The 15,720-nt window shown below is 48.5% G+C and carries 13 protein-coding genes; 4 read left to right on the top strand and 9 right to left on the bottom strand.

The features are described 5' to 3' along the window. Window positions 1–74: 74 nt before the first annotated feature. From Q0R17_RS16270 to Q0R17_RS16255, 4 genes are read right to left on the bottom strand one after another with little or no spacing between them, the layout of a single operon-like run. Window positions 75–1,790 carry a polysaccharide biosynthesis/export family protein gene (locus tag Q0R17_RS16270; RefSeq protein WP_293936783.1) on the bottom strand — a complete coding sequence of 572 codons (1,716 nt, stop codon included), beginning with the start codon at window positions 1,788–1,790 and terminating at the stop codon, window positions 75–77. A gap of 4 nt (window positions 1,791–1,794) precedes the next feature. Further along, a complete protein-coding gene (locus tag Q0R17_RS16265) occupies window positions 1,795–2,946 on the bottom strand; it encodes a chain-length determining protein (protein WP_293936781.1) in 1,152 nt (383 codons plus the stop codon). Beyond that, entirely contained in the window at window positions 2,943–3,608 is a 666-nt protein-coding gene (locus Q0R17_RS16260; RefSeq protein WP_293936779.1) for an ABC transporter ATP-binding protein, read from the bottom strand. Before Q0R17_RS16260 ends, Q0R17_RS16265 begins: the two co-directional genes overlap by 4 nt. After that, window positions 3,605–4,384, bottom strand: a complete 780-nt coding sequence (locus Q0R17_RS16255) for an ABC transporter permease (protein WP_293936777.1) — start codon at window positions 4,382–4,384, stop codon at window positions 3,605–3,607. The genes Q0R17_RS16260 and Q0R17_RS16255 overlap by 4 nt, the downstream gene beginning before the upstream one ends. Before the next feature lie 1,003 nt (window positions 4,385–5,387). Here Q0R17_RS16255 and Q0R17_RS16250 point away from each other — a divergent pair. The 4 genes from Q0R17_RS16250 to Q0R17_RS16235 all read left to right on the top strand — a co-directional run bounded on the left by Q0R17_RS16250 (window position 5,388) and on the right by Q0R17_RS16235 (window position 9,378). Continuing rightward, window positions 5,388–5,654 carry an oxidative damage protection protein gene (locus Q0R17_RS16250; protein WP_293936775.1) on the top strand — a complete coding sequence of 89 codons (267 nt, stop codon included), beginning with the start codon at window positions 5,388–5,390 and terminating at the stop codon, window positions 5,652–5,654. A gap of 535 nt (window positions 5,655–6,189) precedes the next feature. Further along, complete coding sequence (ppk1, locus tag Q0R17_RS16245; RefSeq protein WP_374759881.1) at window positions 6,190–8,268, top strand: polyphosphate kinase 1; 2,079 nt, start codon at window positions 6,190–6,192, stop codon at window positions 8,266–8,268. A 242-nt stretch (window positions 8,269–8,510) separates the two neighbouring features. Further along, complete coding sequence (locus Q0R17_RS16240) at window positions 8,511–8,969, top strand: histidine phosphatase family protein (RefSeq protein ID WP_293936773.1); 459 nt, start codon at window positions 8,511–8,513, stop codon at window positions 8,967–8,969. A 244-nt stretch (window positions 8,970–9,213) separates the two neighbouring features. After that, window positions 9,214–9,378, top strand: a complete 165-nt coding sequence (locus Q0R17_RS16235) for a hypothetical protein (RefSeq protein WP_293936771.1) — start codon at window positions 9,214–9,216, stop codon at window positions 9,376–9,378. 48 nt (window positions 9,379–9,426) lie between these two features. Here Q0R17_RS16235 and Q0R17_RS16230 read toward each other — a convergent pair whose 3' ends face one another. From Q0R17_RS16230 to Q0R17_RS16210, 5 genes are all read right to left on the bottom strand, one after another. Next, window positions 9,427–10,632 carry a heme biosynthesis HemY N-terminal domain-containing protein gene (locus tag Q0R17_RS16230; RefSeq protein ID WP_293936769.1) on the bottom strand — a complete coding sequence of 402 codons (1,206 nt, stop codon included), beginning with the start codon at window positions 10,630–10,632 and terminating at the stop codon, window positions 9,427–9,429. A 58-nt stretch (window positions 10,633–10,690) separates the two neighbouring features. After that, window positions 10,691–11,731, bottom strand: a complete 1,041-nt coding sequence (locus Q0R17_RS16225; protein WP_293936767.1) for a uroporphyrinogen-III C-methyltransferase — start codon at window positions 11,729–11,731, stop codon at window positions 10,691–10,693. Between the two features lie 14 nt (window positions 11,732–11,745). After that, window positions 11,746–12,507 carry a uroporphyrinogen-III synthase gene (locus tag Q0R17_RS16220; protein WP_293936764.1) on the bottom strand — a complete coding sequence of 254 codons (762 nt, stop codon included), beginning with the start codon at window positions 12,505–12,507 and terminating at the stop codon, window positions 11,746–11,748. 129 nt (window positions 12,508–12,636) lie between these two features. Further along, complete coding sequence (gene hemC, locus Q0R17_RS16215) at window positions 12,637–13,572, bottom strand: hydroxymethylbilane synthase (RefSeq protein ID WP_293936762.1); 936 nt, start codon at window positions 13,570–13,572, stop codon at window positions 12,637–12,639. Window positions 13,573–13,650: 78 nt separating this feature from the next. After that, a complete protein-coding gene (locus Q0R17_RS16210) occupies window positions 13,651–15,528 on the bottom strand; it encodes a FimV family protein (protein ID WP_293936759.1) in 1,878 nt (625 codons plus the stop codon). Between the last annotated feature and the right edge of the window lie 192 nt (window positions 15,529–15,720).

The raw sequence follows: 15,720 nt of genomic DNA, 5'->3' as shown, positions 1-15,720 counted from the left end.
CAATGGTTAATATTGATTTTGTAATTATCTTGAATTTTGATAAGTACTCTTAAATGGTTTTTGTTCGTATATATTTACAACCCCAACACCACCTTCGCACTCACCGCAATCTGATAAATAATCTGCGTCATATCTTTCCAAATTTGCCTTGATTTCACGTCTATTTTTGGTAGGACCAAAATTTCGTCGCCAGATTGAATGGCGATTTTGTTTTTGGCGGAGCCAAAGATGCCGGTTTCGCTGCTGGCTTCGTTAAAGCTGCCATCCCGGCGGGCGACGATGATGCGGGCTACGTCGGTGTTTTGGGTGTAGCCGCCGGCGCGGTTAATGTAATCGTCTAGCTGTAGTGTTTGATCGAAGGCCACGGCGTTGGGGAAGAGCACTTCGCCGCTGACGAGTACCAGGCCGTCTTTGACGGGCACACGTAAGACGTCGCCGTTTTCTAGCAGTAGCTGATCGCGGCTGCTGGCTTGGGCGATGACGACTTGGCCGCTGGGTTCGATTTTTTTGGCGCGCTCTACCCATTGCAAGATCAGCTCTGATTCTTGTTTGCGTAGTACGGCTTCGTCGCTCGTGCCTGATCGGGCGGTGAGGGCTGCGGATTCGAGGGAGCGGAGTGAGGTGTCGAGCATTTGCTTTTGCCGTACTTTTACGCTTTGGCGAAATAGCTGCAGGCTGGCTTGATCTGAATGATCGGTGTATTGGATTTGCGCTAGCAGCTGGCTCATACGTGCGCCGTAGGGCAGTACGTATTCTTGGGCGCTGTTGTGCTCGCCTTCTACCCGCACGGTGATGCTGCCGGGTTTTTTGTCGGCGGTGAATTCCAGCTCGTCGCCATTTTGTAGCGCTACGCTGGCGGCGTCGCCTAGTGGGTAATATTCGATATTTTTGATGCTGCCAGTGTTGCGAATCACGCGCACATGGGTGGCGGCAGCGTTGGGCTTGGTGATGTTGATCAGGTCGGCCACGGTGCGGGTTTTGTCGCTAAATTCAAAGCGTTTGGCATTGGCAGCTAGCCCGCTTACTTTTACGCTGTACTGACGTGGCGCTACAAAAATAACGTCGCCATCGCTCAGTTGAATCAGCGGCATGGTGCCATTTAGTAAGAATTCGTAAAGATTGGCGCTGGCGCGGATAGTTTGGCCGCGTTTTACTTGCACGTTGAGGAAGGAGCCGCGCTCGGCGTCAATCCCACCTGCTTGGTCTAGGTAATGCAGCAGGCTATCCATGCTGGTGCCGCTATAGAGGCCAGGGCGGTTTACAAAACCGCTGACAAATACGCGCACGGGTTGGGCGGCGGCCAGGCTGGCGTAGCTATTTACATTGCTGCGAAAAGTTTGGGCGACGGCGGCTTCAACAATCCGTTGTAAATCTTGATTACGCACGCCTAGCACGGTGACGGGGCCAACATGAGGCAGAAAAATATTTCCCTTGGGGTCTACGGTGAGTTTTGTATCAAAATCAAACGCGCCCCATAGGCGAATCTGGATTTTGTCGCCCACGGCCACGGCGTAATCGGGGTTGAATTGGGTGGCGCCTGCGCGGGCAAATGCGCCGGTAAATAGGTTGGCACCAAATACATCACTTTTTAAATTGGCGCTGTAGTCATAGCTTTGTGGTGGCTCGGCTAAGGGCTGCTCGTTGGCGGCGGGGAGGGCTGGTTTGGCGAGGGGTTGTTCTTGTATTACTGGTTTTTGAGCGGTATTGCTTTCAAAAGGGCTAAAGGCGGCGGCAGGGGCGGCGCAAAGCAGGGCTAGCATGCCGCTAATGAGGGCGGAGGCGATTTTCATGGGATCAGTCCTTATGGTCGCGAATAATGGCGGCCAGCAGCTGGGCCACACCGGCCATAAGCATGATGACGAGCATAAATACCAGCGTGTTGTAATAGCGGCGTGGTTCTAGTGGGTATTCGGCTTGGCTTGGGGCTTGGATAACCGATACTTTTTTGATCATGCGGGTGGCTTCGATATGGCCTTTTTCTAGCGCCACCAGTGCTACTTTGTAAACGTCTTGGGCAAAGGCAGCCTGCATTTCTAGGCGCTGAAATTCTTCTACGGTGCGGTTGAGTGGCTTACCTGTGGGCGAGGTTAGCTTGGCCTGCTCTTGAGCGAGCTGCTTGTTGATGGCTTCAATTTGCTGATTCAGCTGAATAATGCTGCTGTGATCCTGAACTAAATAAGATTGCAGGGCGCTGCGCTGGGTTTCTAACTCGGTGCGTTGTGCTTCTAGCTTGGCCACAATACCGACGATGTTTTCTGCTGTGGCTTGTGGGGAAACAAGGCCCTGTTTGTTTTGGTAGCTTAATACCGCTTGGCGCGCTTTGATGGAGCGCTCGTTCATGGTGATCACTTGTTTTTCTAGGAATTCAACCTGCGTTTTACCTAGGCTATGGGCTATTTCATTCATAAATAGCTCACCTTCTTGCACCAGTAAGGTGGTGATGGCTTGGGCCATTTTTGCGTCGTAGCCTTGAGCTTTGATAATCAGCACGCCGGTGTAGTCGTCAAATTCCACGCTCACACGGGATAGGTAATAACTATAAAAGTGCTCAATAGCATTATCCGCAGACCACATGCGGGATAGCAGGTCGTGATGGGTGTCGCTGTAATGGGCGCGCAGATTTAAGCGGGCATCGAGCTTTTTAAGCATGTCGATAGACAGCAAATGATCGCGTAGTAGCAGCTGATCGGCCCGGTTGCCGTTAGAGCCGCCCAGTAGGCTAGAGAAATCCATCCCTTGGCCACCGGCCACGTCAGTGCGTTGAATAATCACATGGGCGGTAGATACATAGCGGTCTGATGCAAGCGCCAGCCAGTAAAAGGCCGATAGCGCAAAGGCAACTAAGGCGATGCTAAAAATCAGATTGCGCTTGAGTGGTGGCGACCATTTTTTGCGGTTTCTGGCCCATGTTTTGGCTACGCGACCATTTCTAAATTTTTTAATCATTTCTTTAATGTGTCTTTATATGCTTTGAGCGCGTCGTCAATCTGGTCGAACCAGTGCGCTTTGCCGTCGTGAATCCAAATGCCTGCAGAGCAAAATTGCTTTAGCGTGGCCTCGCCATGCGCCACCATAATCAGCCCGGCTTTATCGGCTAGATTTTTAAAGGCAGCGGCGGCTTTATTGCGGAATGCGGCATCACCTACCGAGGTCACTTCGTCGGAGATATAGACGTCAAAATCAAAAGCTAAAGACATGGCAAATTGCAGCCTTGCTTTCATGCCCGATGAATAGCTTTTGACGGGGTGATCAAAGGCGTCGCCAATTTCGGCAAAATCTTGAATAAAGGCCAGCCGATCAGGAATATCGTCTTCGTGGCCATGAATGCGGCAAACAAATTTGGCGTTTTGTCGGCCAGTTAAGGATCCTTGCAAGCCTCCGCCAAAGCCCATCGGCCAAGACACTTTGCACTGGCGCTCTACGCTGCCTTTATTGGGGTGATCGACTCCCGCCACAATCTGCAATAGGGTGGATTTACCCGCGCCATTGGCACCGATCAGCCCAACATTCAGCTTGGGTGGAATCGTAAAATTAACGCCTTGTAATACCCATCTGCCGGGGCCGTGATCGGTGAGGTAACGTTTATGCACATCTCTAGCAATAATCATTTTGTGGTCAGCCTTTGGGCGAAACGGCGGTGTAAAGCCAAGCCTAAAAAGATGCTGACAAGGGCAAAGTTATAGATATAAGCAATGCTCAGCTCGGGTACGGCATGGTAATTGCCTGCAAAACCAAGCCGAGCGGCCTCTAAACCATGGGCTACAGGGTTGAATAACAGCCAGTCGCGGTAAGGCTGCGGCACAGTAGATATTGGTAAAATAACGCCGGAAATCATATACAGCGGCATCATGATTAAGCCAATGACCTTGCCAAGCTCTGGGATGAGTTCGCTGAAAATAGAAGTCACCAAGCCAAAGCCCAAGCCAACTAGCCACAGCCCGAAAAATGCTTCGAGTACCCCTAGAGGGTTACTGGGGGCAACGGGGTGATTAAATAGCGCGGCACACATCAGCAAAATGCTGCTGATGATAATCATCAAAAAGCCTTCTAGTGCGCCACGCACCAGTACGGTATCGACGGGCTTTACTTGTCGGTAAGCAAATAGTGCTTGGTTGGCACTAATTGCATTTTTGACCTGCGTACCGGTACGGTTAAACATAAAGTAGGCCAGCATGCCAACCATAATCCAGATGGTGGAATCGATGCCGCCAATATTGCGTACGCGGATGCCGGTAAAAATAAAAACCAGATAGGCCACATGAAATATCGGCTCGGCCAGCAGCCAAAACCAAGTGGCGCGCCCAGAGAATAAGCGGCCGACGGCTTCGCGCAGGAATAAGGCTTTCCAAACAGCCAAGGTGATGGCTGTGGCGCTGCGGGCCATTTTATTTGGCACTCTGGTTTAGAGCGGTGGTAGGGGGGGCTGAGTTGAGGGGGCGTTGCTTATCGGCATAAAAGTCTGGTATGGCCAATTTTTTATGTTCAAGCAGCCCTATTTGATAAGACGTTTTTATTTTTTTGATTGATTGATACATCTAAGTTAGCCAAATTAATGAGTTGTTTAGCCCCACTAAATGATCAACTAGATTTTTGATGCAAGTGAGAAAGAGGTATTAAAGCGTGTAAGTGATCTAGACGTCATTTTATATGACATTTGCGTTAATCTTTTATTACATTGACGCTGAATGTAAACACTTTGAATTATCGTGTCAATAATAGGAGTCGTTATCATCCGTGCTAGCTCTATCTATATTAAAACACTTGTTTATGATGTTGTTTTAATGTGTTTTATTTTTCGAATATGATTATGTCGTGGTGATTTTTGTAAATATTTACAGTTTTTTTATTTGATTTAGTTCGATCTGGGGCAGGATTTATAGCTTTTTACTTTCAATATATCTTTTGCTATTGGTAAGATTTTGTCGGTTAGTTATATGCTTTTCACATTTTTATGGGCTGAGTTCAGAGCATAAAGAGGCATAGTTTGTATTTGCTCGATACGTTTATTCATTTTTGTAAGCATTTTTAGTATGTCATCTTGTGATTATTTGTTTGCTTTCAATAAAATTACTAATAATTTGGTTTTGGTAATTTATTTTTGTGCTGAGTAAGTTTATGTTTGAGTGTTGCCGTGGCTCGACAGCAAAGTTGCTTGATATTTTTAGTAAATACTTACTTATAAAGATCTTTTACTCTTATGCTTGTGTAATCCCTCCCTCTTCCTGTGGTATCACGCTGCTCTGGTATAATCAGCAAAAGCTTCTTGAATGAATTGCCGGATGCAAAATCTGCTTGTGTGCCTCTGTATGCCATTGCTCGCAAAGCCGGTATAAGCAGTTTTTGTCATTTTCTAGAAACATAAATGTAATATTATTGAGGTGATACTAATGAGCCGCACTGTGAACTGTGTAAAGCTGGGCCGTGAAGCTGAGGGGATGGAATTCCCGCCATTGCCAGGTGCTTTGGGTAAGAAGGTATTTGAGAATGTTTCTAAAGAAGCATGGCAGGCCTGGATTAAGCATCAAACCATGTTGATTAATGAAAATCGTTTGAGCTTGGCTGATCCGCGTGCGCGGCAGTATTTGCAGCAGCAGTTAGAGAATTATTTCTTTGGCGATGGTGCAGAAATGCCCGCAGGCTTTGTGCCGCAATAATTCTTAAGCACAGGCCACTTATAGTGGCCTGTGTTGTTTCTGCTGTAGGCGGCAGAGTATTTTGCTACTGATCTTACGCATAACGATTATTAGTCCACGAAAAGCACTAAATACACGAAATAAACCGATCAAACGGGGATGATCTTACTTTGTTTTATTATCACGACGTATAGATCTTTGTATATATATAACTATTTGATTTTAAATAAAATTTATTATAAAGAATTCAAATGTTGCTGGTTAATTGGTATCTGTTCATGTTTTTTGATTTTGCTATGTAATATCAGTTAGGTAGCGTGTGTAGGGCGGGTGAAACGCAATCTCGTTAATATATGGATGGGAAAGGCGGTTTGGTTGGCCTGCGCGATTGCATGGCGTGGGCAAAAAACGTGCTTACCTTATAAATGCTTAAATTGGCAGAATTGGCGTGAAATTTGCAATTGAATTTTTAGCTTAAAATTGGTTCGAAACCTTATCCATTCTAGGGTTTTATTTATTCCTGACAGCGTGTAACGCTATACCAAAGCGAAGAAAGATGAGTTACAAACCTACAGACAATCAGTTAATGCTCAATCGTGAAATGGGGTTGTTGGAGTTCAATCGCCGAGTATTGGCTCAGGCGGAGGACGCTAGCAATCCTTTGTTGGAACGTCTGAAGTTTTTGTGCATTGTTTCATCTAATTTGGATGAGTTTTTTGAAGTGCGGGTAGCGTGGCTTAAAGAAAACATCTGCCATAACCCAACGCGTTTACTACCCGAAGGGATGACACCGCTGCAGGCGTTTGAGCTGGTGACGCGGGAAGCACATGATTTAGTGGATCGCCAATATAGCTTGCTGCTAGAGGTATTATTCCCTGCTATGGCTAAAGAAGGGATTCATTTTTTCCGTCGCAGTGTGTGGACAGACGAGCAGCGGGAGTGGGTGCGTGATTTCTTTTTCCGTGAGCTGATGCCAATTCTGACGCCGATTGGGCTTGATCCTTCGCATCCTTTCCCACGAGTACTCAATAAATCCCTTAATTTTATTGTTGAGCTAGAAGGCAACGATGCGTTTGGTCGCAGCTCGGGGATTGCCATTGTGCAAGCACCACGTATTTTGCCGCGCTTTGTAAAAATGCCGGACGAGATTTCTGGTGTAGAAAATGGCTTTGTTTTCTTATCGTCCATTTTGCATGCGCACGTGGATGAGCTGTTTTCTGGTATGCAGGTGCTAGGTTGTTATCAATTCCGCGTGACGCGCGATTCTGATGTATCGGTGGATGATGATGATCTAAAAGACTTACGGGCGGCGCTAAAAGGCGAGTTGTCGCAACGCTCTTATGGCGATGCCGTGCGTTTAGAGCTGGCGGATAATTGCCCTAAGCATTTACAAGCTTTCTTGCGTGATCAGTTTGGTTTAAAAGATGCTGATTTATACCGCGTAAACGGGCCTGTAAATTTAGTGCGCTTGATGCAAGTGCCGGATCAGGTTGATCGACCCGATCTGAAGTTTGAACCATTTATGCCAGGTATTCCTATTGAGCTACGCAAACAGCCAGATATGTTTGCCGCGATTCGCCAAGGCGATATTTTATTGCATCATCCTTACCAAAGCTTTACCCCCGTGATTGATTTGCTGCAGCAGGCAGCAAGGGATCCACAGGTGGTGGCGATCAAGATGACGGTTTACCGTACCGGCACTGAATCATCCTTGATGGAGGCCTTAAGCGAGGCGGCAGGGCGCGGTAAAGAGGTGACGGCAGTGGTTGAGCTGATGGCGCGCTTTGATGAAGAAGCCAATATTAACTGGGCTGCCAAGCTAGAGCTGGCGGGTGTGCACGTGGTGTATGGCGTATATGGCTATAAAACCCACGCCAAGATGTTGTTAATTGTGCGTCGCGAGGAAGGGCGCTTAAACCGCTATGCCCACGTTGGTACGGGTAATTACCACCCGCGCACCACTAAGCTTTACACCGATTTTGGCTTGATGACGACGAATGAAGAAATCGTTAGCGATGTGAATGACGTGTTTATGCAGCTTACCGGCCTTGGCTTGGCTGGCGATCATCATCAGTTATGGCAAGCGCCGTTTACTTTGCAGCCGAATATTTTAAAGTATATCGATAAAGAAATTGCCCACGCCAAGGAAGGGCGTAAGGCGGTGATTATCGCCAAAATGAATGCGCTATTAGAACCAACAGTGATTGATAAGCTGTATCAGGCATCGCAAGCGGGGGTAACAATTCACCTGATCGTGCGTGGGGTGTGTGCGCTGCGCCCAGGTATTCCTGGGGTGTCGGACAATATTCGGGTTCGATCGATTATTGGGCGTTTATTAGAGCATCACCGCGTGTTTTATTTTTATAACGATGGTGCTGAGGATGTGTACTTATCCTCTGCCGATTGGATGGGGCGCAATTTATTCCGCCGTATTGAGATTGCCTTCCCAATCTTAAATCCAAAAGTAAAACGCCGTGTGATTCGTGAAAGCCTGCGCCCTTGCTTAGTGGATAACACCCAAGCTTGGGAAATGCTGTCGGATGGCCGCTATCGTCGCAAGACGGCGCGTGGGGGTAAGTTGCGCTCTTCACAAGCAACCCTATTGGCAGAATTAGCGGCTAAGCCACGTAATTAAGTGGTTGGGATATGGCAAAGTGCTGTGTTTTTTTAGAGGGGAACCCCAGTCCTATTAACTTAAGCCAAGCGAGTAGGGCGGGTGCAATCTTTGATCGATGTTGAAAAAAACGTGGGTTGTACCCGTCTTACAGGGCGCAGCAAGCAGCGCCTCTACATTTTGTTTCAGGGGTGTGAGTCTAGGCCAGTGATGTTTGTGGGGCGGGCCAGTCCTGTTTATTCCATCGTATAAAGGCGTAGTTTGTGGATTTAATTTTGTGGCGGCATGCCGAAGCGGAGGAGGGCGAAAACGATTTACTTCGTCCGCTAACGGCTAAAGGGCGCAAGCAAGCCGAAAAAATGGCGGCTTGGTTGAATAAACGTTTAGATGGTGCTGCGCTCACGGTGATCGCTAGTGAAGCGTTGCGGAGTCAGGAAACCGCTAGGGCATTAAGTAAGCAATTTAATATTGATGCAAGGCTTAATCCTGGCGCACGCGCCGCTGCTTATTTAGAAGTGAGTAATTGGCCGCGTGAAACGGGTAAGGTTTTGGTTTTGGTTGGCCACCAAAATGAGCTTGGACATGTGGCGGCGGTGCTTATGGCTGGCAAAGAATTAGATTGGAATGTGCGTCGTGGCGGCTGTTGGTGGCTACAAAGGCGGGTGAGAGTTGGGCAAATAAGCTACTTATTGCGGGCGGTGATGTCACCTGATTTGTTGTAAGTATTTTCTAGTGATTTTGATTTGGCTAAGGGCAGACTAAGGGCTTTTGCTTGATTTTATGGCAGTTTAGGTTATTTCTTACTGTGTAAATTGGACTAAGTAAGAAATTGTTTATCTATATGTATTTTGTGTTACTGTCATGGACAGCTAATAGCTTGTTTTAAGTCAATTAATGGGTAGTTATTCCAATGTATTGTGTTAACATCCAGTAATATGCTATTGCAACTTACTCGGGGGCATTAAAATGCTAATTCATACGCAAGTCCGTAAACCCGTTGTTCCTGTTCGTGATGCTTCAGCTCTACCTAATTTCTTTGAGCGCAATAAGAGTGCCTCGCCCTTTGCGTGGATTACTTTATCTGATGAAGCTAAACGGTCTGCTCCACCGAAAAAACAAACGGTGAAATAAGCAAAACGGCTGCAAGATGCAGCCGTTTTTTGTTGGGGCGAGTCTTAGCTACAGTAAGCTAGCCTGCGGTAGGGCCAAGGCCAAGCTGGCACGGTAATGTTTGCTAGCCGCATCATTTTTATCCAGCGAATCTAATAATTCCGCCAATTCTGCATGGGCAACCGCCGTAGGATGTACAGCAATGCTGGCTTCTAGATAGGTTTGCGCCTTGCCCCATAGTGCGCTTGCACGGCACAGCCTACCCAGAGTCAGTAGTAGCAAATGATCTTTAGGGTGCTGCTTCAGCCATAATTCAGCTTGTTGTAGCTGAGAGATCAAAGCCTCCCCCGTTAAGCCAAGTGAGCCATAGCGCCCCGCTAAAGTACTCGACCACTCATTACGTAGCGTTTCTTCGATCAAGGTACGGGCAAAAGCAGGCTCGCCTTGCTGCTTATGGCTGTCGACTACGGCTTCTAACAGCTGTGGTAGGGTTTTATCGCCACTTGGCAGCTTATGCCACCAGTCTTGCAATTGCTGGCTGGATAAAGGCTGCTGCTTAAGTTTTAGCAAATAAGCTTGATTACGGATGCGTCTTGCTTGCTCTGCATCCACGGCTTCGCTTTTAGCCAGCTGCTCTACCAAGCGTAAAATAGCGTCAGGATTTTCTTCACGCAAGCGTAAACGCAGCTCTAATTGCAAAGCGGCGGTGAGCTTGGGTGAGATTTGCCTTGCCGCAGCTAGGGCATTACCCGCGTCGCTATAGCGGCGCTCATCCAGATAAAGCTCCGCTGCCATCATGGCTGCAGATAAGTGTTGATTGCCAAAACGCTGCTGAAGTTTTTCTAGGTATTGATCGCGGCGGGCAAAATCACGCATTTGATGCGCAGCCCGCGTGGCCAACAGTGCATTCACGGCGAAGGCATCGTTGTTCTCGCTATTATTGAGCGCCTCTCCAGCCAGCCGTTCAGCGCGTTGGTAGCGGCCTTCAAAAAAGGCTAAGCGCGCTTCACGCTCTAGTTGAATGGAGGCGTCTCTTTGCTGACGTTCACGGTATTGCTTAACTCGTTGTGGCAAGCCGCCAAATTCAGCCACTAGCTTTAGTAATAAATACAGCAAGGTAATGGTTGCCAAGGTCAGCATGGCGAATACATTTAGCGATATTTCAATACGCCAAGGCGGTAAAAACAGCAGTACATAGCCGGTATTGAGCTGGGCAAATAGGGTCAGGCCAACTGCCAGCGCAAATAGGGCGATGATCCAAAATAGGATTCTCATCGGGTAGCCTTTGGTGTAGCCGTAAAGGTGTGCGTAAAGCTGATGCGGCAAAGCGTGGTCATTGCTTAGCCCTTTCTGCAATCGTGCGCGCGCTGCGAACGGCGGCCAAACTAGTACCAAGCTCAGGCAAGGTAATCACTAAATCTTGCGATCCCAGTTGCTTGAGCGTGGCAATAGAGGTAGCGGTTTGGGGTGATTTTTGATCGAAGTATTGCTCTAAATAACGTAGCGCGGCAGCAATATCGCTGCGGTAGCTGGTTTCGTCTTTTAGCATCAGCGTGGTGCGGGCGTCTAATAATCTGAGCTTAATGTTTTCGCGCAGGAAAAAACCTTGCTCTGGGGATAGCAACATGGCTTCTGGTTTATCCATCCGGCGAATTTGAATCAGCTGCTTAAGCTGGTGCCAAAGATCATCAGAAAAACGCCCAAATGCGCTGCTGCTAACAGATTCCTTGGCTTGGGGTGGGGCCTGGCGATAGCTATCAATAGCTAAAGGTAAGTCATCTAGGCCTGAGATCAGGCTATCGAGCTTGGCGCTAATACCAATCGTATCCACATAAGGGAGTGCTTTCAGCGTATCAATGTCGCGGGTAATACTTTGGCGTAGGCTGATCAGCTCTGGGCGATTGAGCTGAGTGAGTTTTTGATCGATATTGGCCAGAGCCAGCAGGGCACCATTGATATTGCCGCCCAATTGCAGTTGTTGGCTGGCAAAGCCTAAGATTTGTTCTATTTCGGAGAGGGCACGGTGTGTTTCGTTATGCGTCAGCGCCTCATACATATTATTGAGGGCTTGCTGCTGATTCAGCGATTCAGCTTGCTTGGCTTCAAGTAGAGCCAGTTTGCCGACAAACTGCTGCTGTAATTTAGTATTTTCGGTGAGTTGCTGCGTCAGTTGGCTGGTACTGGTTTTATTGCCGGCCAGCTGGCGGCTTACATCGAGCTTGAGCTGCTCCATTGCCTGCTGTTGGTACAGCCATACGCTGCCAGCGGCAATTAAGGCGGCAGCACTGAGCACAATGGCCGTTTGAGGAATAAAACGACGACTGGGAGTTTGCAGCGCCGCAGAGAGTGATTCTTGAGAAGTATCCTGAGTCATCTTAGTCTTGTTTCCTAGCGGGGAAGGGTGAAGTGCTGATGTAGGCCACGCAAAATACCGCTATCCCCCGCATCTGTTAGTTCTATTTGTTTGGCACCTAAAGCGATCAGTGACTCTGCAATGCGCGGATGAGGCACGAAATATATGCGTGATTGTAACGCTTGCAGCGCACCATCTCCAGCGAGCTGAAATAAGTGTTGCGCCGCTTCTGAGCTAGAAATGACGATGCCATCGCAGCCTGTGGCTAATTCGGCATTTAAGCGTGCTAGATCAAAGCGGGGCGGTTGTCTTTGGTAGGCGCTGATCACAGTGAGCAGTGCTCCCCGCTCTTGTAAGGCATTGGGTAATAATTCACGCCCACCATTGCCGCGAAATATAACTACTTTTTTATTTTGTAAGCTTTGCATGGCGGGCTCAAGTAATAAGCCCTCACTATCAAATTGACTGCTTGGGCAGATAATTTGTTCCATGCCTAGTTCTTTAGCTCGGCGTTCGCTACCTGGGCCAACTACGGCAACGGGTAAATTTTTTGGCCACTGCGGTAATTGCGAAACTACCGCATCCAGCGCCGACGGGCTAACAAAGATTGCTAGATCAAATTGCGCTAAGTTGGCTAATGCCGCCGCTAGCGGGGCTGGATCGGCGGCGGGGGCAATTTCCAGTAGTGGCATTGCTACCGCCTCTGCACCAGCCTCAATGAGTAGGTTGATTAAGCCGGCAGCTTGCTGGCTGGGGCGCGTTACCCACAGGCGCAGACCTTGAAGAGTTTGGCTCATCGTGATGCCCTAGAAATGTAGCGTGGACAAATAGCCAGCCCTATATGCATCAAGTTAGTCAATGCCATGCAAGATAAATCGCCTGAGGCGGGTAAGCACCCAACCCAACCCAGCAAAGCCTTGCTAGTGCTAAGCCGCAGCGGCTAGGTTTTTTAAGATCTCAGTTGCGCCTTCGGTGCAGAGTAATTCAGCAACTTGTAAACCAAGACCATTGGCGGCGGCGAGTGAGCCATTGGCTTCGGCGTACACAATATCGCTGCCATCTGGGTTGGCAATAAAGGCGCGCAGGCGCAAAAAGCCATCATCTTCTTCTGCAAAAGCACCCAGTGGAATCTGGCAAGACCCACCCAAGCGGCGCGATAAGGCGCGCTCTGCCGTGACACAGGCTGCTGTGATGGCATGGTTTAGTGGTGCAAGCAGCGCTTTTAAGTCTTCCCTATCACTACGAATCTCAATACCGAGTGCGCCTTGTCCTGGGGATGGCAGGCTATCTGCTGGGGCAATTGCGCTTTTGATTCGATCGCCTAATCCCAGCCGAATTAAGCCGGATGCAGCCAGAATAATGGCGTCGTATTCACCCGCATCTAATTTGCCTAAGCGTGTGCCTACATTGCCACGTAAGGGCTTGATGGTTAGGTGCGGAAAACGAGCGCGCAGTTGTGATTCACGGCGCAGGCTAGACGTGCCAACGATGGCAGCAGCAGGCAGTTGATCTAAGGATTGATATTGGTTTGAGACAAAGGCATCGCGGGGATCTTCACGCTCGCCAATAGCGGCCAGTGCAAAACCTGTGGGCAAGAGCATAGGCACGTCTTTCATGGAGTGCACGGCCAGATCGGCACGGCCTTCTTCAATCGCGGTTTCTAGCTCTTTAACAAATAAACCTTTGCCACCGATTTTATTTAAAGTGACGTCTAAAATCCGGTCGCCTTGGGTAGTCATTCCTAGCAACTCAACGATTAGCTCTGGATAGAGCGCCTCAAGCTTCGCCTTGATATGGTTAGCCTGCCAGAGTGCAAGCGGGCTTTCACGAGTTGCGATAACGAGGCGAGTAGGCAGTATCACTTGCGATTCCTTGAGTTTTTCATACAAGGGCGCATTCTATCATTAGCCGCCTGTGGGCTGTCTGCTGGAGTTTGACGCTTATTTTTTATGCGGCTCAAAAAAAGACAGTGGGGGTTGCAGCTCAATATCGAGCTCCACTAAATCAATCTCTTCAAAAACCTCCTCAGCATCGTTAGCTGCTGTAGAAGCTTCGATGATTTCTTCTTCGGCAACAATTAAAGAAAGATCAAGCGGGCTGTTTTCCTCTATTGCTGGCGGTGCAAACTCAAGTGGTGGCAAATCTAGCGAGATAATTTGCAAGGGTGAATTTTCTGAGCTGGATGTGTTGTGCTCGTTGTTTTCTGCTGGGGCGGTTAAAAACTCCATCAACATGGCGTCTTGTGGCCGCTGCGACTCAATTTCTACAGGGATTTCTTCTGGCTCAGCCAGTTTGGCAGGCAGCGTGATATCTAAGGGCTGCTCAATTTCTATAGGCGCTGGAATTAGCGGCAGAGGAGCAGTCGATGGCTCTTCTTCAGCATGTGGCACGACGTCTTCAGGCACGCTATATAGCGGGTTTTCAGGATCGAGTCGGTAGCCAATATTACGAACCAAGGCCCAGTCTTCCGCATCATTACTGAGATCATGGAAGCGTCTGGCAAGTTGTGCGTATTCGGTTTTCATGCCTTGTTGGCGCAAAACACGGAATAGCAGTAGCCAAGGCTCTGTTTCAGCTTCGTTTTCATCAATGGTGATATACAGAAGCTCAATAGCTTGGTCTGTTTCACCTTGGGCAACCAATAATTGTGCGCGTTCTAGCGTGGCGCTGCCATCTTCCTCTTGAACTTCAATCCCGCCATGAAACAGTTGGCTATGCCTGAAGATAGAGTGTTCCTCTTTTGGATCAGTTGGGCTGGGTTTGATATTGCTACGGTGTAGGCTAGAAATGCTGCTATCGGAATCGGCCTCCCAAGCATTTTGTTTTTGCTTACGGCGCAGCCAGATCCAGCCGCCTGCAACGGCTGCTAAGAGGGCGAGTGCTAAGGTCATCCACCAGTTGCTGCTAGCTGCTTCGACGGGGTGCCTTTGAATGGCGGTTGGGGCAGGAAGCGGGGTACTGTTGGTGCTGGGTTTAGGTGTGGCAGCTTCTTCTGCATGATCAATATTTAAGCTAGCTTCAGGCGCGCTAATAATACTGCTGGCCGCTCTTTGGCCCCCAGCCAGTGTTTGTAGGGTGAGCATCGATTTTTGTAGGCGTATCATTTCTGATTGCAGCTGCTCTTGCAGGCTCTGCATCATCGCAATTTTAGTTTGTAAATCTTCAGGGCTAAGTACGGCGGGCGCTACGTTTTTGCTGTTTAGCTCGCTCTCAATCCGTAACTGGCCACCCGTAGAGGGTAGAGGGGGTAATGCGTGGGTAGCATCTAGCGATTTAGGCGCTTTGGTGGCCGTTGTGCTTGGCTCGGTATTGAGCTTTGGAGCGGGTTTGGCTCTAGCTGTGCGTGGGTGCTTTGGTGCGACTGTGGCTATCGCTTTGTTTGGATGCGTTTCTTCTGCAATGCTCGGGAGATTGATTGGCGCAGGGTCTAAAAAGACGGTGTAACTACGCTGTAGTTGTTGTCCTTTGCATTCCATCTTGAGGCTAAAGCTGGCTACTGGCTCAAATAGAGATTCGGCCGCTTGAATTAAAATTCGTCCGCTGCGCCCACTACTTTGCAGGCGTAGCGAGGCTGGGCCTAGCCCTGGTAAATCATTATTTGCAGCAATAACACTTAGCTTGCTGCAGTCTTCTGCCAAGCCATCTTCAGGGGAAAGTTGGTAGGTGACAAAGCCTTTAAAACGCTGGCCAACCGATGATTGAATCGTCAATTCCCCAAGCGTAAGGGCCGCCGCAGGTTGCTCAATAATTAGCAATAGCGCCGCGCATAGCAATTGCCAGCTTATATTTTGCTTGAAATGGGAATGGATTATTGTCATTGATTTATATGTGCCGTTTAGTACCGTGTAATTTGATGCTTTAGCTGGACTTTAGACTATTTACTATGGGCTGACAAAGTGAGCGTTGTTATTGATAGCAATTTAGCTGCTTTTGTCATCCCCCTCTCTTCCGATTACCTAATTATGGCCTCTTGCTCAATCTCATTATAAATAGCGTAGGGCGGGTGAAAC

The organism is Iodobacter sp. (assembly GCF_025352645.1).
GTDB lineage: Bacteria > Pseudomonadota > Gammaproteobacteria > Burkholderiales > Chitinibacteraceae > Iodobacter.
Note: the sequence above shows the minus strand (reverse complement) of the source record. Positions and strands in the feature narration are given on the sequence as shown.

Bases quoted from the DNA above. Each gene is read 5' to 3' on its own strand.
- Q0R17_RS16270 (WP_293936783.1), bottom strand. From the start codon at position 1,790: ATGAAAATCGCCTCCGCCCTCATTAGCGGCATGCTAGCCCTGCTTTGC.
- Q0R17_RS16265 (WP_293936781.1), bottom strand. From the start codon at position 2,946: ATGATTAAAAAATTTAGAAATGGTCGCGTAGCCAAAACATGGGCCAGA.
- Q0R17_RS16260 (WP_293936779.1), bottom strand. From the start codon at position 3,608: ATGATTATTGCTAGAGATGTGCATAAACGTTACCTCACCGATCACGGC.
- Q0R17_RS16255 (WP_293936777.1), bottom strand. From the start codon at position 4,384: ATGGCCCGCAGCGCCACAGCCATCACCTTGGCTGTTTGGAAAGCCTTA.
- Q0R17_RS16250 (WP_293936775.1), top strand. From the start codon at position 5,388: ATGAGCCGCACTGTGAACTGTGTAAAGCTGGGCCGTGAAGCTGAGGGG.
- ppk1 (WP_374759881.1), top strand. From the start codon at position 6,190: ATGAGTTACAAACCTACAGACAATCAGTTAATGCTCAATCGTGAAATG.
- Q0R17_RS16235 (WP_293936771.1), top strand. From the start codon at position 9,214: ATGCTAATTCATACGCAAGTCCGTAAACCCGTTGTTCCTGTTCGTGAT.
- Q0R17_RS16230 (WP_293936769.1), bottom strand. From the start codon at position 10,632: ATGAGAATCCTATTTTGGATCATCGCCCTATTTGCGCTGGCAGTTGGC.
- Q0R17_RS16225 (WP_293936767.1), bottom strand. From the start codon at position 11,731: ATGACTCAGGATACTTCTCAAGAATCACTCTCTGCGGCGCTGCAAACT.
- Q0R17_RS16220 (WP_293936764.1), bottom strand. From the start codon at position 12,507: ATGAGCCAAACTCTTCAAGGTCTGCGCCTGTGGGTAACGCGCCCCAGC.
- Q0R17_RS16210 (WP_293936759.1), bottom strand. From the start codon at position 15,528: ATGACAATAATCCATTCCCATTTCAAGCAAAATATAAGCTGGCAATTG.